Source organism: Mycobacterium sp. P7213 (assembly GCF_900604305.1).
In the GTDB taxonomy this organism is placed as follows: domain Bacteria; phylum Actinomycetota; class Actinomycetes; order Mycobacteriales; family Mycobacteriaceae; genus Mycobacterium.
This window is the reverse complement of record NZ_UWOA01000004.1, coordinates 23,691-49,545: the sequence shown is the minus strand read 5'-3', so window position 1 is coordinate 49,545 and position 25,855 is coordinate 23,691. Positions and strand designations below refer to the sequence as shown.

At 67.3% G+C, this 25,855-nt stretch carries 24 protein-coding genes; 18 read left to right on the top strand and 6 right to left on the bottom strand.

The features are described 5' to 3' along the window. Nucleotides 1-43 precede the first annotated feature (43 nt). The gene (locus tag EJK91_RS02720) at nucleotides 44-1,204 is read left to right on the top strand and encodes a CynX/NimT family MFS transporter (RefSeq protein WP_046301877.1); all 1,161 of its coding nucleotides are present in this window, start codon (nucleotides 44-46) and stop codon (nucleotides 1,202-1,204) included. An 81-nt stretch (nucleotides 1,205-1,285) separates the two neighbouring features. Here the strand turns inward: EJK91_RS02720 and EJK91_RS02715 are convergent, their stop codons facing one another. Both EJK91_RS02715 and EJK91_RS02710 read right to left on the bottom strand, forming a co-directional pair. Further along, on the bottom strand, nucleotides 1,286-2,338 hold the full coding sequence (locus EJK91_RS02715; RefSeq protein ID WP_125078194.1) for an NAD(P)-dependent alcohol dehydrogenase: 1,053 nt from the start codon (nucleotides 2,336-2,338) through the stop codon (nucleotides 1,286-1,288). Nucleotides 2,339-2,463: 125 nt separating this feature from the next. Further along, nucleotides 2,464-3,549, bottom strand: coding sequence for an ABC transporter substrate-binding protein (locus tag EJK91_RS02710; protein ID WP_125078193.1), 1,086 nt, complete (start codon nucleotides 3,547-3,549; stop codon nucleotides 2,464-2,466). Between the two features lie 138 nt (nucleotides 3,550-3,687). Between EJK91_RS02710 and ctaD the strand changes: the two genes are divergently transcribed. Next, on the top strand, nucleotides 3,688-5,412 hold the full coding sequence (ctaD, locus tag EJK91_RS02705; RefSeq protein WP_024440225.1) for an aa3-type cytochrome oxidase subunit I: 1,725 nt from the start codon (nucleotides 3,688-3,690) through the stop codon (nucleotides 5,410-5,412). A gap of 52 nt (nucleotides 5,413-5,464) precedes the next feature. Continuing rightward, nucleotides 5,465-6,697: a phosphoserine phosphatase SerB gene (gene serB, locus EJK91_RS02700; protein WP_125078192.1), complete on the top strand. Its 1,233-nt coding sequence runs from the start codon at nucleotides 5,465-5,467 to the stop codon at nucleotides 6,695-6,697. On the opposite strand, the gene EJK91_RS02695 is transcribed toward serB, so the two are convergent. Next, a complete protein-coding gene (locus EJK91_RS02695; protein ID WP_125078191.1) occupies nucleotides 6,694-8,088 on the bottom strand; it encodes a PE-PPE domain-containing protein in 1,395 nt (464 codons plus the stop codon). The two genes, serB and EJK91_RS02695, sit on opposite strands and share 4 nt — an antisense overlap. A 146-nt stretch (nucleotides 8,089-8,234) precedes the next feature. Between EJK91_RS02695 and EJK91_RS02690 the strand changes: the two genes are divergently transcribed. The 9 genes from EJK91_RS02690 to EJK91_RS02645 all read left to right on the top strand — a co-directional run bounded on the left by EJK91_RS02690 (nucleotide 8,235) and on the right by EJK91_RS02645 (nucleotide 17,456). Further along, entirely contained in the window at nucleotides 8,235-9,107 is an 873-nt protein-coding gene (locus EJK91_RS02690) for an ABC transporter ATP-binding protein (protein WP_444850791.1), read from the top strand. Beyond that, nucleotides 9,104-9,922 carry an NUDIX hydrolase gene (locus tag EJK91_RS02685; RefSeq protein WP_125078190.1) on the top strand — a complete coding sequence of 273 codons (819 nt, stop codon included), beginning with the start codon at nucleotides 9,104-9,106 and terminating at the stop codon, nucleotides 9,920-9,922. Before EJK91_RS02690 ends, EJK91_RS02685 begins: the two co-directional genes overlap by 4 nt. Further along, nucleotides 9,919-10,659: an enoyl-CoA hydratase gene (locus EJK91_RS02680; RefSeq protein WP_125078189.1), complete on the top strand. Its 741-nt coding sequence runs from the start codon at nucleotides 9,919-9,921 to the stop codon at nucleotides 10,657-10,659. The genes EJK91_RS02685 and EJK91_RS02680 overlap by 4 nt, the downstream gene beginning before the upstream one ends. Nucleotides 10,660-10,770: 111 nt before the next feature. Beyond that, complete coding sequence (locus tag EJK91_RS02675) at nucleotides 10,771-11,799, top strand: histidine phosphatase family protein (protein WP_125078188.1); 1,029 nt, start codon at nucleotides 10,771-10,773, stop codon at nucleotides 11,797-11,799. Nucleotides 11,800-12,097: 298 nt separating this feature from the next. Then, a complete protein-coding gene (locus tag EJK91_RS02665) occupies nucleotides 12,098-13,207 on the top strand; it encodes a histidine phosphatase family protein (protein WP_024440218.1) in 1,110 nt (369 codons plus the stop codon). A 166-nt stretch (nucleotides 13,208-13,373) separates the two neighbouring features. Beyond that, the gene (locus EJK91_RS02660) at nucleotides 13,374-14,426 is read left to right on the top strand and encodes a histidine phosphatase family protein (protein ID WP_024440217.1); all 1,053 of its coding nucleotides are present in this window, start codon (nucleotides 13,374-13,376) and stop codon (nucleotides 14,424-14,426) included. A gap of 75 nt (nucleotides 14,427-14,501) precedes the next feature. Beyond that, nucleotides 14,502-15,476: a class I SAM-dependent methyltransferase gene (locus EJK91_RS02655; RefSeq protein WP_024440216.1), complete on the top strand. Its 975-nt coding sequence runs from the start codon at nucleotides 14,502-14,504 to the stop codon at nucleotides 15,474-15,476. Further along, entirely contained in the window at nucleotides 15,473-16,675 is a 1,203-nt protein-coding gene (locus EJK91_RS02650) for a THUMP-like domain-containing protein (RefSeq protein WP_164517868.1), read from the top strand. Before EJK91_RS02655 ends, EJK91_RS02650 begins: the two co-directional genes overlap by 4 nt. A gap of 76 nt (nucleotides 16,676-16,751) precedes the next feature. Further along, nucleotides 16,752-17,456: an esterase gene (locus EJK91_RS02645; RefSeq protein WP_024440214.1), complete on the top strand. Its 705-nt coding sequence runs from the start codon at nucleotides 16,752-16,754 to the stop codon at nucleotides 17,454-17,456. A 20-nt stretch (nucleotides 17,457-17,476) separates the two neighbouring features. On the opposite strand, the gene EJK91_RS02640 is transcribed toward EJK91_RS02645, so the two are convergent. Continuing rightward, on the bottom strand, nucleotides 17,477-18,775 hold the full coding sequence (locus tag EJK91_RS02640) for an outer membrane protein assembly factor BamB family protein (protein ID WP_046302062.1): 1,299 nt from the start codon (nucleotides 18,773-18,775) through the stop codon (nucleotides 17,477-17,479). 90 nt (nucleotides 18,776-18,865) lie between these two features. Between EJK91_RS02640 and EJK91_RS02635 the strand changes: the two genes are divergently transcribed. The 3 genes from EJK91_RS02635 to EJK91_RS02625 are packed head-to-tail and all read left to right on the top strand — an operon-like array spanning nucleotide 18,866 to nucleotide 21,140. Then, nucleotides 18,866-19,606, top strand: a complete 741-nt coding sequence (locus tag EJK91_RS02635) for an acyltransferase (protein WP_024440212.1) — start codon at nucleotides 18,866-18,868, stop codon at nucleotides 19,604-19,606. 8 nt (nucleotides 19,607-19,614) lie between these two features. Beyond that, nucleotides 19,615-20,754 (top strand): FAD-dependent oxidoreductase, encoded by a 1,140-nt coding sequence (locus EJK91_RS02630; protein ID WP_125078186.1) that lies wholly within the window; start codon nucleotides 19,615-19,617, stop codon nucleotides 20,752-20,754. Then, complete coding sequence (locus EJK91_RS02625) at nucleotides 20,754-21,140, top strand: PPOX class F420-dependent oxidoreductase (protein WP_024440210.1); 387 nt, start codon at nucleotides 20,754-20,756, stop codon at nucleotides 21,138-21,140. The genes EJK91_RS02630 and EJK91_RS02625 overlap by 1 nt, the downstream gene beginning before the upstream one ends. A gap of 14 nt (nucleotides 21,141-21,154) precedes the next feature. Here the strand turns inward: EJK91_RS02625 and EJK91_RS02620 are convergent, their stop codons facing one another. Together EJK91_RS02620 and EJK91_RS02615 are read right to left on the bottom strand one after the other, a co-directional pair. Continuing rightward, nucleotides 21,155-22,000, bottom strand: coding sequence for a class I SAM-dependent methyltransferase (locus EJK91_RS02620; protein ID WP_024440209.1), 846 nt, complete (start codon nucleotides 21,998-22,000; stop codon nucleotides 21,155-21,157). A gap of 36 nt (nucleotides 22,001-22,036) precedes the next feature. After that, complete coding sequence (locus tag EJK91_RS02615) at nucleotides 22,037-23,014, bottom strand: LLM class flavin-dependent oxidoreductase (RefSeq protein ID WP_125078184.1); 978 nt, start codon at nucleotides 23,012-23,014, stop codon at nucleotides 22,037-22,039. 93 nt (nucleotides 23,015-23,107) lie between these two features. On the opposite strand from EJK91_RS02615, the gene EJK91_RS02610 reads away from it, so the two are divergent. Genes EJK91_RS02610 through EJK91_RS02600 form a run of 3 tightly spaced genes read left to right on the top strand, consistent with a single transcriptional unit; the run spans nucleotide 23,108 to nucleotide 25,844 of the window. Further along, complete coding sequence (locus EJK91_RS02610) at nucleotides 23,108-24,577, top strand: aldehyde dehydrogenase (protein WP_046302141.1); 1,470 nt, start codon at nucleotides 23,108-23,110, stop codon at nucleotides 24,575-24,577. Further along, nucleotides 24,577-25,521, top strand: a complete 945-nt coding sequence (locus tag EJK91_RS02605) for an alpha/beta hydrolase (RefSeq protein WP_125078183.1) — start codon at nucleotides 24,577-24,579, stop codon at nucleotides 25,519-25,521. Before EJK91_RS02610 ends, EJK91_RS02605 begins: the two co-directional genes overlap by 1 nt. Next, nucleotides 25,521-25,844, top strand: a complete 324-nt coding sequence (locus tag EJK91_RS02600; RefSeq protein ID WP_046302143.1) for a TfoX/Sxy family protein — start codon at nucleotides 25,521-25,523, stop codon at nucleotides 25,842-25,844. The genes EJK91_RS02605 and EJK91_RS02600 overlap by 1 nt, the downstream gene beginning before the upstream one ends. Nucleotides 25,845-25,855 lie beyond the last annotated feature (11 nt).

Genomic DNA, 25,855 nt, shown 5'->3' with positions numbered 1-25,855 from the left:
TGAACTGGAACTCGAGGGTGCCGCCGAGTTCCGGCCGGCGACGATGGCGGCCGGCGGTGTATTGCTGACCGTCGCGGTGGTCTTGACCGCACTGAACCTGCGCCCGGCGATCACCAGCGTGGGTCCGCTGCTTCCGGAAATGCGGGGCGCGCTGGGCGCCTCAGACACCTGGGCCGGGGTCCTGACCACGTTGCCCGGTCTGTGCTTCGCTGCCGCCGGGCTGGCCGCGCCGTGGTTGTCACGGCGGATCGGGCTGGGGCGCACGGTTTCGGCGGCGCTACTGATACTCGTTGCCGGACTGCTGATTCGGGTCTGCGATGGGCCTCTCGTCGTGCTCGGCGGAACGTTGGTGGCAACCGCCGGAATCGCGTTGATCAACGTGCTGATCCCGGTGATCATCCGGGGATCCTTCCCCGCCCAGGTCGGCCTGATGACCGGGATCTACACCGCGGCGCTGCAAGGGGGAGGAGCGTTGGGCTCCGCGGTCACCCCGGTGCTCGACAACGCGCTGGGCGGTTGGCGCTCAGCCCTGGGCGCGTGGAGCGCACTGGCGCTGCTGGCGCTGGCGGCCTGGGTGGTGGGGGCCCGCGGATTCGACCGGCCCGACACCACCGCGCCCGCGGCCACCACGAAAGGCCGGTCGCTGCTGCGCAGCAAGCTGGCCTGGACTGTCACGCTGTTCTTCGGCACCCAGTCCTTCCTCGCCTACGTGGTGATGGGCTGGCTGCCCGAGGTGCTCATCGAGAACGGAACAACCGAAACCCGCGCGGGCCTACTGCTCGGCCTGATCTCGTTGATCGCGGTGCCGATCAGCCTGATCGTCTCGCCGCTGGCCGCCCGCCGGGACAGTCAAAGCGGATGGATCGTCGGACTGGGAGTGCTTGGCATGGCCGGCATGCTCGGCCTGCTGATCGCGCCCGCGGCCGCGCCACTGCTGTGGAGCGTGCTGGTGGGTCTGGGGATGAGCGTGTTCTCGTTGGCCCTCACCGTGATTGCGCTGCGAGCCCGCGACGCACAAGACACCGCAAGCCTGTCGGGGATGGCGCAGGGCTTCGGCTACCTGCTCGCCGGGGTCGGCCCGTTCACGTTTGGTCTGTTGCACCAGGTGAGTGGTGGATGGACCGTGCCGTGGCTGATGATGCTCACCGTGTACGTGGTGCAGACAGCGGCGGGCGCACTGGCGGGGCGCAACCGCTATGTCTGAGCAGCGCTAGCCAAACGTGCACTGAGACCGGGGATTTCGCGATGCCGTCAGCCTGTGTGCACGTTCGGTGATTGTTGGGTCCTAGGGCTGCCGCAACGACGCGGTGTCGATGACGAAGCGGTAGCGCACGTCTGATGCCAGCACACGCTCGTACGCGGTGTTGATGTAATCGGGTTCGATGACCTCGATCTCGGGACGCACGCCGTGCTCGGCGCAGAAGTTCAGCATCTCCTGGGTCTCGGCGATCCCACCGATCAACGAGCCCGTGACGCTGCGCCGCATCCGCACCAGCGCACTCGGCGGCACCGTCAGGGCGTGCTCGGGCATGCCCAACTCGACCAGGGTGCCGTCCAGGGTGAGCAGGTTCAGATATGCGCCCAGATCCAGGCTGGCCGAGACGGTGTTCAAGATGACGTCGAACTTGCCGCGCAGATCTTTGAACGTCTGCCGATCGCTGGTCGCGAGGTAGTGCTCGGCCCCCAACCGCAGGCCGTCCTCCATCTTCTTCAGCGACTGCGACAGCACCGTTACCTCAGCGCCCATCGCGACCCCGAGCTTGACGGCCATGTGGCCGAGGCCGCCGAGGCCGACGACCGCCATCCGCTTGCCAACACCGACATTCCAGTGCCGCAGCGGTGAATAGGTGGTCACTCCGGCACAGAGCAGGGGAGCGGCGGCGTCCAGGGGAATCTCGTCAGGGATGCTCAAGACGTAGTTCTCGTCGACGACGATCGCGCCGCTGTAGCCGCCCTGCGTCGGCTGGCCGTCGCGGCCGACACCGGCGTAGGTGCCGATCATGCCGCCGCCGGTGCAGTACTGCTCATGGCCGGCCAGGCAGCTCGGGCACTCGCGGCAGGAGTCGACGAAGCAGCCGACGCCGACCCGGTCGCCGACCTTGTGCTTGGTGACCTCAGATCCGACCGCGGTCACCACGCCGGCGATCTCGTGGCCGGGAACCAGGGGATACTGCGGAGCGCCCCACTCGGCTCTGACGGTGTGGATGTCGGAATGGCAGATGCCAGCGAAATGAATGTCGAACGCCACGTCGTGCGGACCGGGTTCCCGGCGGGTGATGGTGGTCCTGCTCAGCGGGTCGGTTGCCGACGTGGCGGCGTAAGCGGAAACGGTGCTCATAGTGGAGATTCCTCTTCAGATATGCGTCGACACGTAAAAAGATAGCTTAGCAAAGTTATTTGCTGTCAAGCCTGTCCCGATGGCGTGAGATCGGTCACCGCCGGCGCGGGAACAGGGGCTCCGGCTTAGTTGATCGGCGCGTTGACCCAGCGTAGGTCTTCGGCCACGCCGCGTGCGGCGACCGGTCCCTGCCCGGTCTGCCACACCTCGTTGTTGACGACGAAAACCCGGCTGTCACGGTTGGCCGCAAGCCGTCGCCAGGCGACGCTGTCGAACACGGTGGCCGCCCGCGCCTTCACTGCCGGGGAGACGAAAGAGACGTACACGATGTCGCCATCGGCTGCCGAGAAATCCGCCCGCCCGGCCAGATCGCCATCGTTAGCTGGGATCTCGAGGTAAGGCCGATCGGTGAACCGCTGCAACGGGGGGCGGTCCACCCCGACCGCCTTGAGCACGCTGGCGGCGAAGCCGGAGGCCCCGTACACCCGCACGCTGTCGTCGGTGAGCTCCACCACCGACACCTGGAAGTGGGTGGCGTCGCTGACCTCGCGGGTTTCGGCTGCGTACGCGCTGAACCGCTCGAGCACCTCGTCGGCAGCGCCGGTGCGTGCTGTCGCGGCGCCGACACCGCGCACGTTGTCCTCCCACCCCGAACCCGGCGCCCCGGTGAAAACGGTGGGCGCGATCGCGGCCAGCTCCGCATAGCCGGGTGTCAGGCCATGGGCGCCCAGGATCAGATCCGGATGCAGCTCGGCGATGGCGCCGATATCGGGGTTGCTGCGCGAGCCCACAGCCGCGACACCGTGTATTACCGCGCCCAGGTAGGAGGGTTGCTTGTCTGCTCCGTCCGGCAGCGCGGCGCCGACCACACGGGACTGCAGGCCCAGCGCGCACAGCGTGTCGAGCTGGTCGCCGGAGAGCACCACGATGCGCTCGGCCTGCTCGGGAACCTCGACACTGGCCGGCTGCACCTCGGCCGCGTTGTGGACCCAGCGCATCGCCGGCCCGGGGTCGGGCTGTGCGGGCTCGGCCGCGCAGGACTCGTCGGGACGCCGGTCATTGCCGAGCACGCCCGCCCCGGCGACCATCGTGGTCGTGGCGGAGATCGAGGTCGGGGCGGTTTCTGCCGCATCGCCCGCGCATCCGGCCGTCGTGAGCAAGGTCACGGCAAGCGCTACTGCGGACGCCGCCCGCCGGTCCACCCTGGTCACGCGGTGACGTTAACACCCACGGCGGAGCACCCCTCGAGGAGACGAATACGACAGTTTGTAGGAGGCCTATACCGACGGGGCGACGCTCGGGGTTAGGATTCGACCAAGTTTCCCGGGATGCCCATGTTTGGAGGAATCTTGACCGCCGAAGCACCCCCACGCGCAGAACTCGAGGCCAGTCGGCCCTTCCCTGCGTTGATGGGCCCCAAGGGCAGCCTGATCTACAAGCTGATCACCACCACCGATCACAAGCTGATCGGCATCATGTACTGCGTCGCGTGTATGGCCTTCTTCTTCATCGGTGGCCTGCTCGCGCTGTTGATGCGTACTGAGCTGGCGGTGCCGGGCCTGCAGTTCCTGTCCAACGAGCAGTTCAACCAGCTGTTCACCATGCACGGCACGGTGATGCTGCTCTTCTACGCGACGCCGATCGTGTTCGGGTTCTCCAACCTGGTGCTGCCGCTGCAGATCGGCGCCCCGGACGTGGCTTTCCCCCGCCTCAACGCGTTCTCGTTCTGGCTGTTCCTGTTCGGCGCGACCATCGCCTTGGCCGGCTTCATCACCCCCGGGGGTGCTGCCGACTTCGGCTGGACCGCCTACACCCCGCTGAGCGACGCGGTGCACTCCCCGGGTGCCGGCGGCGACCTGTGGATCATGGGCCTCGCCGTCGGTGGTCTGGGAACCATCCTGGGTGCGGTGAACATGATCACCACGGTGGCCTGCATGCGCGCCCCCGGCATGACCATGTTCCGGATGCCGATCTTCACCTGGAACATTCTGGTCACCTCGATCCTGGTGCTGATCGTCTTCCCGTTGCTGACCGCGGCGCTGTTCGGTCTGGCCGTCGACCGTCACCTGGGTGGACACGTCTACGACTCCGCCAACGGTGGCGTACTGCTGTGGCAGCACTTGTTCTGGTTCTTCGGCCACCCCGAGGTGTACATCATCGCGCTGCCGTTCTTCGGCATCGTCAGCGAAGTGTTCCCGGTCTTCGCCCGCAAGCCGATCTTCGGCTACGTCACCTTGGTGTACGCGACGCTGGCCATCGCCGGGCTGTCGACCGCGGTATGGGCGCACCACATGTTCGCCACCGGCGCGGTGCTGCTGCCGTTCTTCTCGCTGCTGACCCTGATGATCGCCATCCCGACCGGTCTGAAGTTCTTCAACTGGATCGGAACCCTGTGGCGGGGTCAGCTGACCTTCGAGACACCGATGCTGTTCGGGCTCGGCTTCATCGTCACCTTCCTGGCCGGTGGCCTGACCGGCGTGATGCTGGCCAGCCCGCCGCTGGACTTCCACGTCAGCGACAGCTACTTCCTGATCGCGCACTTCCACTACGTGCTGTTCGGCACCATCGTGTTCGCGACGTTCTCCGGGATCTACTTCTGGTTCCCGAAGATGACCGGCCGGCTGCTCGACGAGCGGCTCGGGAAGTTGCACTTCTGGCTGACCTTCATCGGGTTCCACACCACGTTCCTGATCCAGCACTGGCTGGGCAACATGGGTATGCCGCGTCGGTACGCCGACTACCTGCCCACTGACGGCTTCACCGCGTTCAACATCGTGTCGACCGTCGGGGCGTTCATTCTGGGCTCGTCCATGATCGCCTTCACCTGGAACGTCTTCAAGAGCTGGCGTTACGGCGAGGTCGTCACCGTGGACGACCCGTGGGGCTACGGCAACTCCCTGGAGTGGGCCACCAGCTGCCCGCCGCCGCGGCACAACTTCACCGAGCTGCCCCGGATCCGTTCGGAGCGTCCGGCTTTCGAGCTGCACTACCCGCACATGGTCGACCGGTTGCGGGCTGAGGCGCACGTCGGCCGTCATCCCGGTGACGAGCTGTACGAACCCGCAAACGCTTGATGAGCCCGCTGGGGGAGAGGCGGCGCCCGGTCGAGCCGGGCGCCCGCCAGGGGTGAGCACGCCCAAGGTGCCGGTGCTGATCACTGTCACCGGTGTCGATCAGCCCGGCGTGACGTCGGCCCTCTTCGAGGTGCTGTCGCGCTACGAAGTGGAGTTGCTCAACGTCGAACAGGTCGTGGTTCGCGGTCGCCTCACGCTGGGCGTGCTGGTGTCCGCGGAGCCGGACGTGGCCGACGGGCCGGCGTTCGCCGACGAGGTCACTACCGCGATTCGCGGTGTGGGACTTGATGTCACGATCGAACGCAGCGATGACGCGCCGATCATCGCGGTACCCTCCACGCACCGGATCGTGGTCTTGGGACGACCGGTGGCCGCTACGGCCCTGGGGGCAATGGCTCACGAGATCGCCGAGATCGACGCCAACATCGACATGATCCGCGGCGTTTCCGACTACCCGGTGACCGGGCTGGAACTGCGGGTCTCGGTGCCGGTCGGTGCCGCCGGCAGGTTGCAGTCCGCGCTGAGCAAAGTCGCAGCGGAGCAGCAGGTCGACGTGGCTTTCCAAGATGCCAGCCTGTCGCGCCGGACCAAGCGCCTGATCGTGTTCGACGTCGACTCCACCCTGATTCAGGGCGAGGTCATCGAGATGCTCGCCGAGCGGGCCGGTGCCGGGGACGCGGTCGCTGCGATCACCGAGGCCGCGATGCGCGGCGAACTCGACTTCGCCGAATCGCTGCACCACCGGGTGTCCACGCTGTCTGGTCTACCCGCCAGTGTCGTCGACGAGGTAGCCGAACAGATCGAGCTGACTCCCGGTGCCCGCACCACGGTGCGCACGCTGCGCCGCCTCGGCTTCAAATGCGGTGTGGTGTCCGGCGGCTTCCGGCAGGTGATCGAGCCGCTGGCGGCCGAGCTGCAGCTCGACTTCGTTGCGGCCAACGAGCTGGAGATCGTCGACGGCAAACTTACCGGCCGGGTGATCGGTCCCGTGGTCGACCGGGCCGGCAAGGCCGACTCGTTGCGGGAGTTCGCTGCTCAGGCGGGGGTGCCGCTGGAGCAGACCGTGGCTGTCGGAGACGGCGCCAATGACATCGACATGCTGTCCACGGCGGGCCTGGGTGTGGCGTTCAACGCCAAGCCGGCGTTGCGCGAGGTGGCCGATGCCTCGCTGAGCTACCCGTATCTGGACACGGTGCTGTTCCTGCTCGGGGTCACCCGGGCCGAGATTGAGGCTGCCGACGCGCACGACGGCGTGCTGCGCCGGGTAGAGATTCCGCCGGTTTAGAACAGGGCGCCGATCACGGCCAATGGCAGTAGCGCGATATCGGCGGCCAGTGGGATGCCGATCGCATCCAGCAGGTTGCCGTCGGCGAGCTCGGACATGAACACGTCGTAGTTGTACTGGGGCAGGGTGATCAGCAACGCGCTGAGCACGTCGAGCGGCGGGAAACCGGTGTGTGGCGGGAACGTTTCGAAGAGGTCCTGCCAGGTGGTGGGCACGAAGGTCAGCAGCGAGCTGTCGCCTCCTTGGACGGCCAGTGCGGTATTGAGCAGCTGTTCGGCCCAGTCCGGCAACGAGTAGACGTAGTTGGCCGGGTCCAACAACGTGTTGAAGGTATCCGTGATGCCCTTCTGCACACCGTCGAACAGGGCTTGCGGAACCTGTTGCAGGACACTGAGATCCGGCAGGAAGCCGATCCCGGTGGGGACGTCGGCGAATCCGGGGCTCCAGCCGTGCTCCAGGTTGCCGTAGCCCAGATTCACCAGCACCCGCAGGGCCGGCTGTAACAGATCGACCAGTGGGTCGCCGATGAACGGCAGCAGTTGCAGCGGTGCAAGCAGCGGCAGAGTGCTGACCGGCAGCATGTAATAGTCGGTCAAGATGTCGTCGGATGACGTCGGAAGCGGCACCGCATTCGCGATCTCCTCGGGGCTGAGGCCCAGGTAGGTCACGTGCTCGAAGAAGATGCCGAACACGGCGTTGAGGGTGGACAAGAAGTCGATCGGATACTGCGGGAAGTCGGCGAAGCCGTCGTATTCGTGGGTGTAGACGGTGGTGGGGAACAGGTCGCTGGGTTGGGGGCCGCTGAAGGTCAGCCCGAGGCTCGGTATCTCCTGATGGGCACCGGCCGGCAGGTCGAAGCGGGTCAACATTCCCCCGTTGGGCAGTGCCTCGTCACCGATCAGCACGAAGTGCACGTAGTCGCTGGGCACGCCCTCGTCGGCGAGTTGCTGCATCAGCAACGAGGAGATCACCGCGCTCTGCGACCACCCGAACACCACCACGGGATTGTCGGCGTCGGCCTGACCTCCGACGATCTGTCGCAAGATCGCGAGCTCCAGGATTTGGCTGCCCTCGGCGGCCGACTCGTCGAAGGTTCCGGTGAACGGGCCCAGGAAGGGATACAGCGCCTCGGGGGTGCTGAGGATCTGGGTGGTGCCGGTGAAACCCAGCGGTGCCAGGTAGAGCTCGTTGACCGCGTCGGCGTAGGTCTGACTCGGGGTGGGCATACCGCTGCCGCCCATGATCACAGCTGTTCCGCCGCCCAGTGGCGGGGTGGGGGCGCCGATGCCGGTGAGCTGCACCGCGGGGAATCCGGGATCCGCGGCAGTGGGGGACGTGATAAGGCCGGCGCCGACGAGGCAGACTGCGAGCGCACTGGGAAGACGAATCATCCAAGCCCCCTAAGCCTAAGCCTAAGAACCGGTGTGGGCTGACCTTGGCAAACATTACAACAGCCCAACGCCGCGGCGGGGTGAAGTAGTTCAGCCCGGAACGTGCCCCGGCTAGCGCCACCCCGGTCGGTCGCCGCGGAGCCGGGATACGGCACGATAGGGCCGTGCCCGATACCGGACGTTCCGCTCCCGCAACCGGGGCCGATCAGGATCTGTTGATCCACTTCGAAGGCATTTCGCTGTGCCGTGACGGGCGTTCTCTGGTGGGGCCGTTGGACTGGTCGGTCGAACTCGACGAACGCTGGGTGATCATCGGGCCCAACGGTGCGGGCAAGACGTCGTTGCTGCGGATCGCCGCAGCCACCGAGCACCCGTCCTCGGGCGTGGCCTACGTCTTGGGCGAACAGCTGGGCCGGGTCGACACCACCGAGCTGCGGGCCCGCGTCGGGCTGAGCTCGTCGTCGCTGGCGCAGCGGATCCCAGACGGGGAAACGGTCAGTGACCTCGTCCTCTCGGCCGGCTACGCGGTGCTGGGACGGTGGCGCGAACGTTATGACACCGTCGACTACGAGCGGGCGGTCGACTTGTTGGAGAGCCTGGGTGCCGAGCATCTGGCCGACCGCACCTACGGCACGCTGAGCGAAGGCGAGCGCAAGCGCGTGCTGATCGCCCGCGCCTTGATGACCGACCCGGAGCTATTACTGCTCGACGAGCCGGCGGCCGGCTTGGACTTGGGCGGGCGCGAGGAGCTGGTGGCGCGCCTGGGGGATCTGGCCGCCGACCCGGATGCACCGGCGATCGTGCTGGTCACGCACCACGTTGAGGAGATTCCGGTCGGATTCAGCCACTGCCTGCTGCTGGCCGAGGGCCGCGCGGTGGCCGCCGGCCTGCTCGAGGACGTGCTCACGGCCGAGAACCTGTCGGCCACGTTCGGCCAGTCGATCTCACTGGATGTCATCGACGGGCGCTACTTCGCGCGCCGAACCCGTAGTCGAGCTGCCCACCGGAGGCGCGCATGAACGAACCGCAGCCGCCACCCCTGCCGACGAGACCTGCCGCGACGGTGATGCTGGTACGCGAGGACGCCCCCGGCGGGCAGGGCCTCGACGTATTCCTGATGCGCCGCCATGCCGCGATGGAGTTCGCCGCCGGCGTGATGGTTTTTCCCGGCGGGGGCGTCGATGACCGTGACCGCAGCACCGAGATCGCCTGGCACGGGCCCGAGCCGACGTGGTGGGCGCAGCGTTTCGGCGTGGACGTGGAACTGGCCGCGGCACTGGTCTGCGCGGCCGCACGCGAGACGTTCGAGGAATCCGGGGTGCTGTTCGCCGGGCCCGCTGATGATCCGGACCGGGTTGTCTCCGATGCGTCGGTGTACGCCGAGTCCCGGCGAGCGCTGAACGCCGGCGAGCTGTCGTTCGCCGACTTTCTGCGCACCGAGCATCTGGTGCTGCATGCCGAGTTGCTGCGGCCCTGGGCCAACTGGGTGACTCCGGAGGCTGAGCGCACCCGCCGCTACGACACCTATTTCTTCGTGGGTGCACTGCCGGTCGGGCAGCGCGCGGACGGCGAGAACACCGAATCCGACCGCGCCGGCTGGCTCACGCCGGAGGCGGCGATCGAGGATTTCGCTGCCGGGAACAGCTTCTTGCTACCGCCGACCTGGACCCAGCTGGATTCGCTTATCGGCCGCAGCATCGAAGCCGTGATGGCGGTGGAACGCCAGATCGTGGTGGTGCGGCCGGACCTGGCGCGCCGCGGCGACAACTGGGAGATCGAGTTCTTCAACTCCGACCGTTACAACGCAGCACGCGGAAAGCGTTGGCTCGGATGAGCGAATTCGTATCGGTGCACACCTCAGCCGACGAGCCCGGGGTGGCCACGCTGGTGGTCTCGCGGACGCCGACCAACGCTATGACCCGGCAGGTCTACCGGGAGATCGCTTCGGCCGCGGCCGAGGTGTCGGCCCGCGACGACGTCGCAGCTGTGGTGTTGTACGGGGGCCACGAGATCTTTTGCGCCGGCGACGATGTACCCGAACTGCGCACGCTGATCGCGGCGGAGGCGCAGGTCTTTGCCCGGGTGCGCCACGAAGCCGTGCAGGCGGTAGCGGCAATCGCAAAGCCGACGGTGGCGGCCATCACCGGCTACGCGCTGGGCAGTGGTTTGGCGCTGGCGCTGGCCGCGGATTGGCGAATCAGCGGCGACAACGTCAAGTTCGGGGCAACTGAAATTCTGGCCGGCCTCGCTCCCGACGGTGGCGGGCTGGCCCGGCTGGCCCGAACCATCGGTGCCAGCCGCGCCAAAGAATTGGCGTACAGCGGCCGGTTCTTCGATGCTGAAGAGGCGCTGGCCCTGGGCCTGATTGACGACATGGTCGCGCCCGACGGCGTCTACGACGCCGCGATCGTCTGGGCCCGCCGCTTCACCCACACCCCGGCACAGGCGCTGGCCGCGGCCAAGGCCTCGATCGACTCCGTCGAGACCGAGCCTCCTGCCGACCGAGCCGCCGCCGACCAACGCCGCTACGGCGAGCTGTTCGCCGCCCGCACCGCTGGGGAAGGCTCTTAGGCGCCACGGCCCCCGGGGGCTTGGGGCCATGACGGTTTCTTTTCACGTTTTTATCAGCTAACGTCCAGTCAGCGGCCAGAGCCGCCTCGAGCCCGGCGTTAGGAACCCACCATGCAGTCATCTGCCATCCGCCCCTGGACCACCGCGGCCGTCGCACTGCTGGGCGCGGGCGCCGTTGCGGCCGGTCCGGTCATGATGCCGCAGGCCGGAGCCGTGGCAGTGGACTTCCTGCTGACCGCTCAGGACATCACTTTGGACCTGGTGCGCCACGGGCAGTCGGTGGACAACTTCGAGGGAATCCTGGGCACCATCCCGCCGGGCGCCGCGCTGACCGCGCTCGGGGAGCAGGAGGCCGCCTACCTTGCCAATCCCGCCAACCCGCTGCACCTTGCCGACCCCGACTTCTACAGCGGGATTTACGTTTCCGAGTTCCTCCGCTCGCAGGAAACGGCCGGCGGGTGGCTGAGCGCCGCAGGCGCGCCGGACACACCGCTGACCATCCTGGCCGGACTCAACGAGATCAATGCCGGATGGTTCGAGGGCCACGAACTCAACCTCCTCACCCAGGTCGCCTACGCTCTGCCGACTTTCATGTGGGCTCTGGGCCACTACTGGGTGCCCATGTTGGGCTCCACGATCGACCCGAACGGAGTGGCGTTCAACGATCGCGTCACCGATGCGATCGCGGCCATCTACAGCAATAGCGTCTCCGACCCGGAAAGCTCGCTCAACGACGTGGCGTTCGCGCACGCCGGAACGATCGCGATCTGGACGTTGATGAACGTCAAAAACCCCGACTTCGGGCTGGTCCTGTCCCAACTGCTCGACACGCACACCCCGCTGGACAACACCGGTCAGGTCATCATCGAGGGCAACCCCACCGACGGCTGGACGCTGGTCAGCTGGGGCGGGCAGGAGGTGTCGGCGACTCCGGACCTGTTGACCGGGCTGTTCGTCGACTGGCGGGACCTGAACGTCGCGCCGCAGATCGCGACGTGGCACATCCTGGAGGCGTTGCAGGGCGGGGACCAGGCCGAGATCGCCGCAGCGCTGCAGACCGGTTTCGACCAGGTGCTCGGAGCTATCACCGCGTTCCCGCAGGCCGTTTTCGAGACCATCACGGGCGCGCTGGACGGCTAAGCCTCCCCCGCATGAACCGGGCGGTTCAGCGAGTCTCGACGTAGGAGAGGCGAAGCTGGGGCCGGCCCATCAACCCCGCGGTACAGCGAGTCTCGACGTAGGAGAGGCGAAGCTGGGGCCGCCAAATCAACCCCGCGGTTCAGCGAGTCTCGACGTAGGAGAGGCGAAGCTGGGACCGTTGCATCGGAATTCGCGGATTAAGCATTGACATAGGAAAAATGGGGGGATATTTTCAGCGAAGTATTGCGCTACGCGTCGGAGCGTAACGGAAGCTACGGACTCGCTGAAGGAGAAGGTCATGCAGCACACCCGCCCGTGGATCACCGCCGGGGTCGCCCTTGTCGGCGCCGGCCTCGTGGCCGTTGCCCCGGTGGCTCCGATAGCCGCGCCGCTGCCCGGCATCGCTCGGCCCGATATCACGCTGACCGCCGTCGACATGGTGCTTGACCTGGTCCGTCACGGCCAGTCGACCGAGAACGTCTCGGACTACGTCGGAACGACGCCCCCGGGTGCACCGCTCACCGAGCTCGGTGAGCAACAGGCCATCGACGTCGGTAACGGCCTCTACAACGGGGGTGACAACAACATTGGCGGGGTGTACGCCTCGGACTTCCTGCGCGCCCAGCAGACGGCGTGGCCGTTGGTCCAGTTGCTGGCCGGGCAACCTGTCGATCCAGCCAACTTTCCGGACGGGCCGCCGCCGCTGCTCGCGCCCGAGCAGATCCTGTCCGGGCTCGGCGAGATCAACGCGGGGTGGCTGGAAGGACAGAGCGGAACCATCTCCGGCCTCCTCTATCTGTTGCCCACGATCGCGTGGATGACCGGGGCGTACTGGGTGCCGATGCTGGGCTCGGACATCAACCCCAACGGGATGGCGTTCCAGGACAACTTCGGTGGCGCCATCCAGACGATCTACGACGCCACTACGGCAGACCCGGACAGCTCGGGCGTGGCGTTTTCGCACGGTGCCGCGATCATGGCCTGGACGATGATGAACGTCCAGAACCCCGATTGGGGGCTGTACTTGGACACCCTGGTCAATGACCGCGGGCTGCCCAACACCGGACAGGTCGTGGTGGAGGGCAACCCCACCGACGGCTGGACGCTGGTCAGCTGGAACGGCACCGAGGTCGCCGAGAACCCGGATCTGCTCACCGGATTGTTCGTCGACTGGCGGGACCTGATCACCGCGCCGCAGATGGCCGGCTGGCACATCTGGGAGGCAATCCTGGGTGGGGACCCCTCCGACATCTTGGCTGCGCTGCAGACCGGCTTCAACGACGTGTTCTCGGCGCTGGTGGAGTTCCCGCAGGCAGTGATCGACACCATCGCCGGTGCGTTCGGCGATGCCGCGGGCAGCGGCTCCGCCGAGGCGTGGGGCGACCTGCTGGGGGCCCTGGCTATCTGACCCCTGACCAGCAGCAACGAAGCCGGGTGTGGCGCTAGCTTGCCGCACCCGGCTTCGTGGAGTCCGACGAACCTGCGATTTCCTGAAGGCTGGGTATTGCCCAGCTCTCCATAACATAGATAAGCTGTGATATCGGCCACATTGTGTCCTATCTGGGGGGATAGACATGCTGCCAATCATCAGCCGTACCTGCGTAAGTGCCGGGATAACGCTGGTTGCCGTCGGAGTCGTCACGCCGGTAGCGGCGCCGGTGTCGGCCGCGGTGCAGGTGGCCGACATCGCGCTGACTGCCGAGGACATCACGCTGGATCTGGTGCGGCACGGGCAATCGACGGACGACGTCAACAACATTCTTGGCACGCTGCCGCCCGGTGCTCCCCTGACGGCGCTGGGCGAGCAGCAGGCGCAAGATGTGGCCGCTGACATCCAGCAGCAGTTCCCCGACGGTATCGCCGGCATCTACGCCTCGGAACTTATCCGGACCCAGCAGACCATGGCAGCGCTGGCCCAACTGCCCGGCATGCCGGCTGTGCAGGTTCTGACGGACCTCAACGAGATCCCCGCCGGGCTTTTCGAAGAACAGCCCCGCAACCTGCTCACCGAAGCGTCCTTCTTCTTGCCGATGGCTTCGTGGATCCTGGGCAACCTGTTTGTCTCCGAGCCGGGCACCAACTACAACGGGGTGGTCTTCGACGAGCAGGTCGACCAAGCCGTCCAGACGATGTACGACAACACCATCGCCGGAGACGGCGCCACGACCGCGGTGGCGTCCTCCAGCGGCGGGGTTATCGCCATCTGGATACTGATGAACGTCAAGAACCCCGATATCTGGCCGATCATCCAGACAGTGCTCGAAAACGGCGGCCCGCCCCCCAACGGGGGTCAGGCCATCCTCGAAGGCAACCCCACCGACGGTTGGACGCTGGTCAGCTGGGACGGCATACCCGTCTCGGCAACCCCGGACCTGTTTACCGGGTTGTTCGTCGACTTCCGCGATCTGATCACCGCGCCGCAGATCGCCGCCTGGAACATCTGGGAGGCCATCCAGGGTGGCGATACCGCCGACATCACCGCGGCGCTGCAGACGGGCTTCAACGACGTGCTCGCCGCAGTCACCGCGTTCCCGCAGGCCGTGATCGACACCCTCACCGGCGCGCTGAGCGACAGCACCGGCTCAGCGGCCGACTCCTTGGCAGATGGCTTGGTGGGCGCGATCTGAGTCGCGGTCGCGCCAGCGGTGACCTGGTTCCGCCCGGCTTCGCCGTGCAGATATCACCTATTAGGCTGACCTACCATGACCAGTACGGACCCCACGCCGAACCCGCACGCCACCGCCGAGCAGGTGGAGGCCGCCCGGCACGACAGCAAGCTCGCCCAGGTGCTCTACCACGACTGGGAGGCTGAGCAGTACGACGAGAAGTGGTCTATCTCCTACGACGAGCGCTGTATCGACTACGCCCGGGGCCGCTTCGACGCAATCGTGCCCGCTGCCGAGCGGACCGGCGAAGCGCCGCTGTATGACCGGGCGCTGGAACTGGGCTGCGGCACGGGATTCTTCCTGCTCAACCTGATGCAGTCCGGCGTCGCGCGGCGCGGCTCGGTCACCGACCTCTCGCCGGGCATGGTCAAGGTCGCCACTCGCAACGGTCAGGCCCTCGGTCTGGACGTCGACGGCCGGGTCGCTGACGCCGAGGGCATCCCTTATGAGGACAACACGTTTGATCTGGTGGTCGGCCACGCGGTGCTGCATCACATTCCCGACGTCGAACTGTCGCTGCGTGAGGTGGTGCGAGTGCTCAAGCCGGGTGGGCGCTTCATCTTCGCCGGGGAGCCCACCACGGTCGGCAACTTCTACGCGCGCCGGCTAGCCGACCTGACCTGGAAGACCACGGTCGCGGCGATGAAGCTGCCCGGAATGGGATCCTGGCGCCGACCGCAGGAAGAGCTCGACGAGAACTCCCGCGCCGCCGCCCTCGAGTGGATCGTGGACCTGCACACCTTCGAGCCGCGCGACCTGGAGCGGATGGCGACCAACGCCGGCGCGGTCGAGGTGCAGACCGCCAGCGAAGAGTTCACCGCCGCGATGCTGGGCTGGCCGGTTCGCACCTTCGAGTCGACGGTCCCGCCGGGCAAGCTCGGCTGGGGCTGGGCGCGGTTCGCCTTCGGCAGCTGGACGGCCTTGAGCTGGGTGGACGCCAACATCTGGCGCCGGGTGGTGCCCAAAGGCTGGTTCTACAACCTGATGATCACCGGGGTTAAACCGTCCTGACTGCCGGCTTCAGATTTGAAGTCGACGACGTCGGCTATCTGAGCTCGCCGGCCGGGGCCACCGCCCTGGGCGAGGTCGCCGGTTTTGCGCTCACCGACGCCACCCGGATCGCCGACATCGCCGCCCTGCGCGGCCGCTTCGGCACCCGGACATCGGCGTTGGTCGAGACCGTGCTGCTGCGCCGGCGTGCCGCCGCCAAATTGGTTGAGCTGCCGGGCATCTCACGGTGGCTGTTCACCGACGAGGCGCTGCAGCAGGCCAGTGCCGCGCCGGTGGCACGGCACCGCGCGTACCGGATCGCGGCCGCGGCACCGGGTGCCGCCGTACACGACGTGACCTGCTCGGTCGGCACCGAGCTGGCAGCGCTGTCCGAGCGGATCGATCGGGTGCTGGGCAGCGACCTCGACCCGGTACGGCTGGCGATGGCTCGCCACAACGTGGGCGGGGCCGTCGTGCGAGCTGATGCCCTGGCACCGGTCAGCCGCGGCACCGTGGTACTGGCCGACCCCGGCCGGCGCGCCGGTGGGCGGCGTCGGTTCGACCCGGCCGACTATCAACCCGCCCTGGACCTGTTGGTGGAGCGCTATGCGGGTCGTGACCTGGTCGTAAAAGCCGCTCCCGGAATCGATTTCGAGAAAGTTCGGACGCTCGGCTTTCACGGCGAGATCGAAGTCACCTCGTGGCGCACCTCGGTTCGCGAGGCCTGCCTATGGTCGCCCAGCCTGACCGAAACCGGGGTGCGCCGCCGCGCGGTGATCCTCGACCGCGGCGAGCAGATCACCGACGCCGAGTCCGATGACTGCGACGTGCGGCCGGCGGGGCGCTGGATCATCGACCCCGACGGCGCGGTGGTGCGGGCCGGTCTGGTCCGCCAGTACGGCGCCCGGCACGGGCTCTGGCAGCTCGACCCCGACATCGCCTATCTGTCCGGCGACGAACTACCGGACGGCTTACGCGGATTCGAGGTGCTCGAAACGCTGGCCTACAGCGAAAAGCGCCTTCGGCAGGCGTTGTCGGTCCACGACTGCGGTGCCCTGGAAATCCTGGTGCGCGGCGTACGCGACGTGCAGGCTGACCCGGACGGTCTGCGTCGCCGGCTGCGTCTGCGCGGTGCGCAGGCTCTGTCGGTGGTGATCACCCGCATCGGGACGGGGGCAACCGCGCGGGCGATTGCCTTCGTCTGCCGTCCGTCGCGCTGAGCGGCCCGGTAAGCTGTCGTCTTCAGGCCATTCCTGCTTGCTGCGGCAAGGCGACACAAAGCGAGACAAACCGACAATGCGCATTCTGGTGGCCGTCCTGTTGGCGGGCGGTGCAGTGGGCAGCTGGCTGGGCATGACGGGGATACCCTCGGCGGGCGCGGTTTCGCCCTGTGCCGAACTGGGCGGCACGGTCGAGTCCGGACAGTGCCACGTCCACTCGTCCAACGCCAACTACACCCTTGACATGCGGTTTCCGGTCGACTACCCGGACCAGCAGACCCTGACCGACTACCTGGTGCAGAACCGCGACGGGTTCTTGACGGTGGCCAAGTCGCCCGGGTCGCGCGACATGCCCTACGAAATGGACGCCACATCCGAGCAGCACCGTTCGGGTCAGGCCCCCAAGGGCACCCAGAGCGTCGTGCTGAAGATCTTCCAAGACCTCGGCGGCCCGCAGCCGTCCACCTGGTACCAGTCGTTCAACTACGATCTGGCGACCCGCAAGCCGATCACCTTCGACACTCTGTTCGCCCCCAACAGCAAGCCGCTGGACGCGATCTTCCCGGTGGTGCAGCGCGACCTCGAACGCCAGACCGGGGTACCGGCGATCCTGATCTCGCCGGGCTCGGGGCTGGACCCGGCGCACTACCAGAATTTCGCCATCACCAATGACGAGGTGATCTTCTACTTCGCGCCCGGCGAACTGCTGCCGATGAGCTCCGGTGCCACTTCGGTGAAGGTGCCGCGCACCGCGCTCCCGCCGCTGGCTGTCGCGGTGTGATGTCGGGGGAGTAGCCGCGATCAGGCGGGGGCGAAGCTGAACACCTGACCGGCGCTGGTGGCAACCGCCACCCGCCGGTCATTGCCGACTGACACCCCGACGGGAAACCCGCGCGCTTCGGGCAACGGATAGTTGTTGAGGCTGTGGCCGTCGGCCGGGTCGAACACCAGCAGCGACAAGCCCGCCGGACCCAGACTGGTGCCGGCGACCACGGTGTAGCCGACCTTGCCGGCCAGACTCGACGAGGACAGCGGCACGACGTCCTCGCGGCGCCACACCTGCTCGGCGTAGTCACCGCGGTCGGCATAGGCAGTCAGTTCGGTGTCGGGGCCGCCGCCCGAGACGATCAGTCCGCCGGGCGTCACCGCCGGCGGTGTTTGCGCCAGGAACTTCAGCGGCACTGACCATTTCGCCTTGCCGTCGGCGGCGTTGATCGCCCACAGGCGCTGGTCGCGTCCGTTGACGTAGACCGTGGAACCGTCGGCGGACAGCACGGGGCTGGCCAACACGCCGGCCGCGACCGCGTCGCTGCTCCACTCCAGGGTGAGCAGCGGAACGCCGCCCGGGTGGTATTTGAGACCGACCAAGCCGGACTCCTTGGCGCCCGGCTGCCACAGGCTCACTACCGCGATGTTGCTCTGTGGCGAGAAGGCGGGTGCGGCGGACACCGGGCAGTCCGGTCGGGCGTCGGCGCAGTCGGACAGTCCGCGCCGGAAGTCGGTCGGATCGACACCGTCCACCAGGTCCAGCGGCGTGCCGACGACCGCGCCGCGATGGGTGTCGAAAATCAGCACCTGGCCCAAATGGGTCACGACCAGCAGCAGGCCGTCACCGAGGATGCGCGGCGTGGAGGGCATTCCGATCACCGGTGCACGCCAGCGGATCCACTGGGTGGGCGGAAACGACAGCATGGCGCCGGGCTGCCCCACATAGACGTTGTCGAAGCCGTCCATGAGTGCGCCGAAGAACCCGCCGCCCTGATGCAACCGCGTACACCAGCGCTGCCGGCCGCGGTCGGCGTTCTCCCACTGCATCAGCGAGCAGCCGGCCTCGGTCTGGGCGTTGAGCATCATCCAGCCGTGGACTCCCAGGGCGGGCTGTGCTCCCAGCTCACCCTTGACCGAACGGATCCAGTCCAATTGCAGGTCGGTGGCGCCCGCGGTGGCGGTATGACTGCTGTTGGCGGCATCGGCGTACTGGGCGGGCCAGCCCGGCGCGGGCGCGGCATCCACCCACGAATCGGTGTTCGCGCAGCCGCCTAGAAGCCCTGTCAACGCCGCCACCGCGATTCCGGCCAGGACACCACGTCGCCGCAACACAGTGGCAATCCCCAATCCTCGGCCGGGCAGTGAACGAGTCCAGGTGAGGGTAGCGCGTGGCGCGAAGGCGCTCGCGTAGGCTTTCCGGCCATGACGACGATGTGGGGCGCTCCGATCCACAAACGCTGGCGGGGTTCGCGCCTGCGTGACCCGCGCCAGGCCAAATTCCTTACGCTGGCCTCGCTGCGCTGGGTACTGGCCAATCGGGCCTACACACCGTGGTACCTGGTGCGCTACTGGCGGCTGCTGAAGTTCAAGCTGGCCAACCCGCACATCATCACCCGCGGCATGGTTTTTCTGGGCAAGGGCGTGGAGATTCAGGCCACCCCGGAGATGTCGCACATGGAGATCGGCCGCTGGGTGCACATCGGCGACAAGAACACCATCCGGGCCCACGAGGGCTCGCTGAGATTCGGCGACAAAGTGGTGCTGGGACGCGACAACGTCATCAACACCTATCTCGACATCGAGCTCGGTGATTCCGTGCTGATGGCCGACTGGTGCTACGTCTGCGACTTCGACCACAAGATGGACGACATCAACATTCCGATCAAGGACCAGGGCATCATCAAGAGCCCGGTGCGGATCGGACCGGATACCTGGATCGCGGCGAAGGTCACCATCCTGCGGGACACCAGCATCGGCCGCGGTTGTGTCCTGGGCGCCCACGCGGTGGTCAAGGGCGTCATCCCCGACTACTCCATCGCGGTCGGCGCGCCGGCCAAGGTGGTCAAGAACCGCAAATTGGCCTGGGAGACCTCGGCTGCCGAGCGGGCTGAGCTGGCCGCCGCGCTGGCCGACATCGAACGCAAGAAGGCCGCCCAGGGCTGAGTCGCATCGTGACGCGACCGCGGGTGGTCATAGCGGGCCTGGGCGACAGCGGCGTGCTCGTCGCGATCCGGCTGGCCCAGCACGCCGACGTGGTCGGCATATCGGTGAAACCCGCGCTGGTGAGCGGTCAGGAGCTGGGCCTGCGCCTGTCCCGCCCGCAGCAGTGGGCGCGCGACTACTGGCTGCCGTTTGACCGATTCCCACGGCTGGACGCGGTGCGCACCGTGCACGGCGAGGTGACCGGTGTCGATCTGAGCGTCAGATCCCTGACCGTCAGGTGTGCCGACGGCGTCACCCGCGATGAGCCCTATGACGCCCTGATCATCGCGACCGGAGTCAGCAACGGCTTCTGGCGTCGGCCCACCACGCAGTCCGCCGGCGACGTCGCCGCGGAGCTGACCACCGCACACTCCCGACTGGCCACCGCCGGTTCGGTCATCGTCGTGGGCGGCGGTGCCGCGGCGGTCAGCAGCGCCGCCAACGTCGCCCGCACCTGGCCGGACAAGCAGGTCGACCTGTATTTCCCCGGCCAGCGCCCGCTGCGTGAGCACCACCCGCGGGTCTGGTGCACCGTCGAGCGCAGATTGGTCGATGCGCGCGTGGGCCTGCATGCCCAACACCGCGCCGTCGTGCCCCACGGGTTCGGCTGCGACCGGATCACCGAAGACCCGGTTCGGTGGAGCACCGGTCAGGACCCGGCCTCAGCCGATGCCGTGCTGTGGGCGATAGGCAAGGTGCGACCCAACACCGCCTGGTTGCCGGCCGAGCTGCTCGACGAGGCCGGCTTCGTCCGGGTGACGGCCGATCTGCGGGTTCCCGGACATCCGACGGTGTTCGCAATCGGTGACGTCGCGGCGACCGACCCGTTGCGCAGCTCGGCCCGCAACCGCGCGGATGGCCTGCTGGCCCACAACGTGCGGGCCGCCCTCGACGGCAGGCCGCTACGGCACTACCGGCCACCCACCAGGCGGTGGGGCTCAGTGCTGGGGCCTCAACCCGAGGGCCTGGAGGTGTTTGCGCCGTCCGGGCGCGCGTTTCGGTTCCCGGCCTGGTCGATCGAGCGGGTGCTGTATCCGTGGATCGTCCGGCGGGGCATTTATCGCGGCGTGCGCCCCAACGATCCGCTGAAAACTGCCAGAATCGACTGATGACGACACCCGCATTCTCCGATGTGTACCGGGAAAAATACTTGCTACTGACGACGTTCACCAAGGACGGCAAGCCCAAACCGACCCCGGTGTGGGGTGCGCCCGCCGGGGACCGGTTGTTGGTCATCACCGACGACGGGTCGTGGAAAACCAAGCGCATCAACAACACTCCGCGGGTCACCATCCAAAAATGCGGAGTCCTGGGTAAACCCAAAGGGGAACCCGTTGAGGCGGTGGCCCGGGTCCTGCCCAAGTCCGAGACCCGGCGGGTCTACGACGCCGTGGTCAAGCGGTACTGGTGGCACGCCTGGTGGTTCGTCCCGCACTCGCTGGTGCGCGGTGGGATAGACAAAGTGCACATCGGCCTGGAGATCACCGCCGCCTGATCCGTCTCGAGTTCTCAGGCGAACTCGAGCAGCGTGTAGGCGCCCCGGAAGTTCTTCATCGGACCCCACTGCCAGAAGGCCGGAAACACGGTTCCGAAGAACAGGCCGCGACCTTTGGGCATAGGTACATCGTGCACGGCTCTGATACCGGGCACCGTCTTGGCCAGCCCGGCGAGCTGACGCGCCGACAGGCTGAACGGCATCGGGGGCACGCGATAGTGCCGGGATGAACGCATCCCGCGCGGAGCGATCTTTCTGACCACGGTCGGTGGGACATCGAAGAACATCTGACCGCCGGGGAAACGCTCGGCGCACGCCGTGATGAGGTCCATCGCCTGGCGCGGCTGCAGATACATCAGCAGACCTTCGGCGGTGATGAAGACGCCGGCGCTCGAATCGACCTGCGTCATCCAGCTGTAGTCCAAAGCTGACTGCGCCAGGTTGGTGATGCGTGGTGACGTCGGCAGCAACCGTTCGCGAAGCCGCATCACCGGCTCCAAATCCACCGACACCCAATTGAATCGCGGGTCAGGAATGGCACTGTCCAGCCGCCAGAAGCTGGTTTGGAAGCCTTCGGCAAGCGCCACCACCGTCGCCTCCGGGTGCTCCTGCAGATAGGCCGTCGCGCATCGATCAACGGCCAGCGACCGTAGCGCCATCTCCTGGCCGCGGCGTCCAAACTTGTCGAAGTCGAACGCGATGGATTCGACGAGTCGGATCGCCTCCGGGTCATCGATGATGGCGTTGGAGTGTGCGGCCTGATACGCCCGCCCGTTGAGCGTCATCAGGGCGGTCTCCGAAACTCCATTCAGCGCACGGGCGTCGACTTTGGATTCGGCTGGACGGTCCATCGCGCCCATACTATCGGAGAGAGCCGTCGGGCCGGGTTGTCCCAGCTAGGGATTCAATGCCGGCAGTACCCGTTCGACCAGCAGTCGCAGGCTCTCCCAGCCCTCGTCGAGCGGCAGCCCGCCGATCAGCGGGTGCAGTGTCACCCCGGTGCGGCCGGCGCGACACTGTTCGACGAGCTCGTCAGGGGTCAGCACCTCGATCTTGGCGGACGCGCGCAGCTCGTCGACCGTGTCGGTGCGACTCTCGTTGGGGCGAGGCAGCTGCGCCACCGCCCACGAGCTGTATTCGGTTGCCTCGTGCAGGAAATACTCACCACATCGGGCCCATGCGGCTTCGGGGTCGGTGGTCAGATGAGTCACGGTATTGCCGTTCTCGGGACTGAAGACGAACCCCTGCTTTCCATGGCGTGCCAGTTCCTCCCGATACCGGGCTTCGATCTCGGGCATGGGCATCGGCGGTGAGAACGGCAATCCGAACCGGGCCGCTCGGCGGGCGGCGGCGGTGCTCATCCCGCCGATGAAGAACACCGGATGCGGCTTGGTGTACGGCTTGGGTGTCACCTCGATCAGCTGGCCGCGGTATCCGAAAGGCGCGTCTCCCCAGGACTTCAGCAGCACCTCGAGGCACTCGTCCATCAGGCGGCCCCGCCGCCGGAAATCCTTACCCACAGCGTGGTATTCCTCTGGGCGGTAACCGATTCCGGCGACGAAACTGACCCGTCCGGCGGATAGATGATCGAGCACCGCGATGTCCTCGGCGAGGCGCACCGGGTCGTAGAGCGGTACCAGCAGGGCGTTGACGCTGATGCGGATGTCGTTGGTGCATCCGGCGACGGCGGCGGCCATCAACAGCGGCGCGGGCAGCCAGCCGGTGGCCGCAAGATGATGTTCTTCGCAGCCGATCGCGGTGACTCCGTTGGTGTCGGCATAGGACGCCATCTCCAACGCGGCCCGGTACCGCTCGGCATGCCCGGCACCGGGGGTGTTCGTCATGTTCAGGCGCAGGGCGCTCAGCAGTGTCATGGGATTGACCGGTCACCTCCTGAGGCGCCACCGTAGCGGACGAAATGATCGATCGATTGTTTATGCCGATGTGGCGCCGTTAGCCTAGGCACTGTGACCGGTGTGCTGACCCAGCTGCTGATCGACGGCGCACTGGTTGCCGGTGGCGCGGGCACCTTTGACACCATCAACCCGGCCACCGAGGAAGCCATCGGTGCGGCCGCCGACGGCGATGCCGCCGACCTCGACCGCGCTATCGCCGCCGCCCGGGCGGCGTTCGACACCTCGGACTGGGGCCGCGACACCGCATTACGAGTGCACTGTCTGCGCCAGCTGCGCGACGCGCTCAACGACGAGATCGAGACGCTGCGTGAGATCACCATCGCCGAGGCCGGGGCGCCCCGGTCGCTGACCTACCGAGGCCAGCTGCAGACCCCCGTCGATGACCTGGGTTTCCCGGCCGCCACCGCGGAGAGCTACCCCTGGCAGGTGGATCTCGGGGTGGCGGCCCCGATGGGCATCACCACCGCGCGGACCGTCGTGCGGGAGCCGTTCGGCGTGGTCGGAGCGATCACGCCGTGGAACTTCCCGCACCAGGTCACGTTCGCCAAGATCGGGCCGGCGCTGGCGGCGGGCAACACCGTCGTCCTCAAACCGGCACCCGACACCCCTTGGTGCGCAGCCGAAGTCGGTCGGATCATCGTCGAGAAGACTGACTTTCCGCCGGGAGTGGTCAACATCGTCACGGCGTCCGACCACCGCATCGGTGCCCGGCTCGCCGAGGACCCTCGGGTGGATGTGGTCTCCTTCACCGGCTCGACGGCGACCGGGCGCTCGGTGATGACTGCTGCCGCACAGACCATCAAGAAGGTTTTTCTGGAACTCGGCGGAAAGTCGGCCTTTGTAGTCCTCGATGACGCCGACCTGTCCGCCGCCTGCACGGCGGCCGCGTCGACGGTAGCGATCCACGCCGGCCAGGGATGCGCACTGACCACCCGGCTGCTGGTGCCCCGCGCACGCTACGGCGAGGCGCTTGATGCGGTGGCTGCCGCGATTTCTGGGGTCGCGGTCGGCGACCCCAATGATCCGAAAACGTTGTGTGGACCGTTGATCTCGGCGAAGCAGCGAGATCGGGTGCAGTCCTATCTTGATCTGGCGATCGCCGAAGGCGGGACGTTTGCCTGTGGCGGCGGCCGACCGGATGACCTGGATCGGGGCTTCTACATCGAGCCGACGGTGATCGCCGGCCTGTCCAACGAGGCCCGCGTGGCCCGCGAAGAGATTTTCGGCCCGGTGCTGGTGGTGCTCGCCCACGACGGTGATGACGATGCGCTGAGGATCGCCAACGACTCGCCGTATGGTTTGTCCGCCACGGTGTTCGGGTCCGAAGACCGCGCCGCCCGGATGGCGTCGCGACTGCGTGTCGGGACGGTCAACGTCAACGGCGGCATGTGGTACGCCGCCGACGTGCCGTTCGGCGGCTACAAGCAGTCCGGGGTCGGCCGGGAGATGGGATTGGCAGGCTTCGAGGAATACCTCGAGACCAAGGTGGTGGCTACCGCGGTGTCTGGGGCGCAGCGCTGATGGCCGGGCCTCCTGATCCGCAGGTGCTGGCGGCGTTGCTGGCGATGCGCGACGGTGCCGACGATGCGCCGCCGCCGGTCGGCAATGTCGCTGCCCGTCGGTGCAACGTGGGGCATACCTTCAATCAGGTACTGGCGTCGCTGCCGCCGGTCACCGGCGTAGAAACCCACGAGTTTTCGCTGACCTACGACGGGGGCACGCTTCCGTTGCGCTGGTACCGGCGAACCGGCGCCACGCAGCCCGGCAGCGCTGCGCTGTATCTGCACGGCGGCGGAATGATCCTGGACTGGCGACACGTGGGTTCGCTCTACGACGCGGCGGTGCGCGCCTATGTCGCTGCTTCCGGAGTGCCGATGCTGGTGGTGGATTACCGTGTCGCCCCGGAATTCCCGCATCCGGCTCCGCTTCAGGACTGCTACGCGGCATTGTGCTGGCTCAGCGAGCACGCGGGCGAGCTGGGGGTCGACGCGTCCCGGCTGGCCGTGATGGGCGACAGCGCCGGCGGGGGACTGGCCGCAGGCGTGGGCCTGCTGGCCCGCGACCGGGGCGGACCGGCGATCGCAGCCCAGCTGTTGATCTATCCCATGCTCGACGACCGCACCCGCGAGGCCGGTGACGCGGGCGCGACCCTGCTCACCTGGAGCTACGACGACAACGTCACCGGCTGGACAGCGCTGCTGGGCAACGGCGGCGCCGACGGTTACGCCGCGCCGGCCCGAGCCGGCGACCTGGCCGGCCTGCCGCCAACGTACCTCGATGTCGGCGGGCTGGACATCTTCGCGCCGGAGGATGTCGCCTTCGCGCACCGGCTGATTGCCGCGGGGGTCCCCGTCGAGCTGCATGTGTACCCCGGGTGTCCGCACGCGTTCGACCTGCTGGTGCCCGATGCCGAGGTGTCGCGGCGGGTTATCGCGCACCGAGTGCGCTATCTGGTGGGGTTGTAGTGGCCTACGACGCGCAGCTGGCGGCACGCGTGCGGGAGATATTCGCGGGCGACGGTCCACCGGTGTTGGAGAAGGCGATGTTCGGCGGGCTGGCATTCATGGTCGCCGGCAAGATCGCCGTCGCGGCGATGGCCGGCGGGCTGCTGGTCCGCGTGGGTGTCGCGCGTGCCGAACAGCTGCTGAGAACCACCGCCGCCCAGCCCATGGAGATGGGCGGACGGACCATGCGGGGCTGGGTCCATGTCGACGGCGAACACCTCAGTTCTCGGCATCAGCTCGCCGAATGGGTGGATATCGGAATCGCTGCCGCGGCCAGCGCTTGAAAGGGCCCACG

What these genes read in the sequence shown, in the direction of transcription:
- EJK91_RS02720 (WP_046301877.1), top strand. Translation starts at nt 44, where the DNA reads ATGGCGGCCGGCGGTGTATTGCTGACCGTCGCGGTGGTCTTGACCGCA.
- EJK91_RS02715 (WP_125078194.1), bottom strand. Translation starts at nt 2,338, where the DNA reads ATGAGCACCGTTTCCGCTTACGCCGCCACGTCGGCAACCGACCCGCTG.
- EJK91_RS02695 (WP_125078191.1), bottom strand. Translation starts at nt 8,088, where the DNA reads ATGATTCGTCTTCCCAGTGCGCTCGCAGTCTGCCTCGTCGGCGCCGGC.
- EJK91_RS02685 (WP_125078190.1), top strand. Translation starts at nt 9,104, where the DNA reads ATGAACGAACCGCAGCCGCCACCCCTGCCGACGAGACCTGCCGCGACG.
- EJK91_RS02680 (WP_125078189.1), top strand. Translation starts at nt 9,919, where the DNA reads ATGAGCGAATTCGTATCGGTGCACACCTCAGCCGACGAGCCCGGGGTG.
- EJK91_RS02675 (WP_125078188.1), top strand. Translation starts at nt 10,771, where the DNA reads ATGCAGTCATCTGCCATCCGCCCCTGGACCACCGCGGCCGTCGCACTG.
- EJK91_RS02665 (WP_024440218.1), top strand. Translation starts at nt 12,098, where the DNA reads ATGCAGCACACCCGCCCGTGGATCACCGCCGGGGTCGCCCTTGTCGGC.
- EJK91_RS02660 (WP_024440217.1), top strand. Translation starts at nt 13,374, where the DNA reads ATGCTGCCAATCATCAGCCGTACCTGCGTAAGTGCCGGGATAACGCTG.
- EJK91_RS02655 (WP_024440216.1), top strand. Translation starts at nt 14,502, where the DNA reads ATGACCAGTACGGACCCCACGCCGAACCCGCACGCCACCGCCGAGCAG.
- EJK91_RS02645 (WP_024440214.1), top strand. Translation starts at nt 16,752, where the DNA reads ATGCGCATTCTGGTGGCCGTCCTGTTGGCGGGCGGTGCAGTGGGCAGC.
- EJK91_RS02635 (WP_024440212.1), top strand. Translation starts at nt 18,866, where the DNA reads ATGACGACGATGTGGGGCGCTCCGATCCACAAACGCTGGCGGGGTTCG.
- EJK91_RS02625 (WP_024440210.1), top strand. Translation starts at nt 20,754, where the DNA reads ATGACGACACCCGCATTCTCCGATGTGTACCGGGAAAAATACTTGCTA.
- EJK91_RS02620 (WP_024440209.1), bottom strand. Translation starts at nt 22,000, where the DNA reads ATGGGCGCGATGGACCGTCCAGCCGAATCCAAAGTCGACGCCCGTGCG.
- EJK91_RS02615 (WP_125078184.1), bottom strand. Translation starts at nt 23,014, where the DNA reads ATGACACTGCTGAGCGCCCTGCGCCTGAACATGACGAACACCCCCGGT.
- EJK91_RS02605 (WP_125078183.1), top strand. Translation starts at nt 24,577, where the DNA reads ATGGCCGGGCCTCCTGATCCGCAGGTGCTGGCGGCGTTGCTGGCGATG.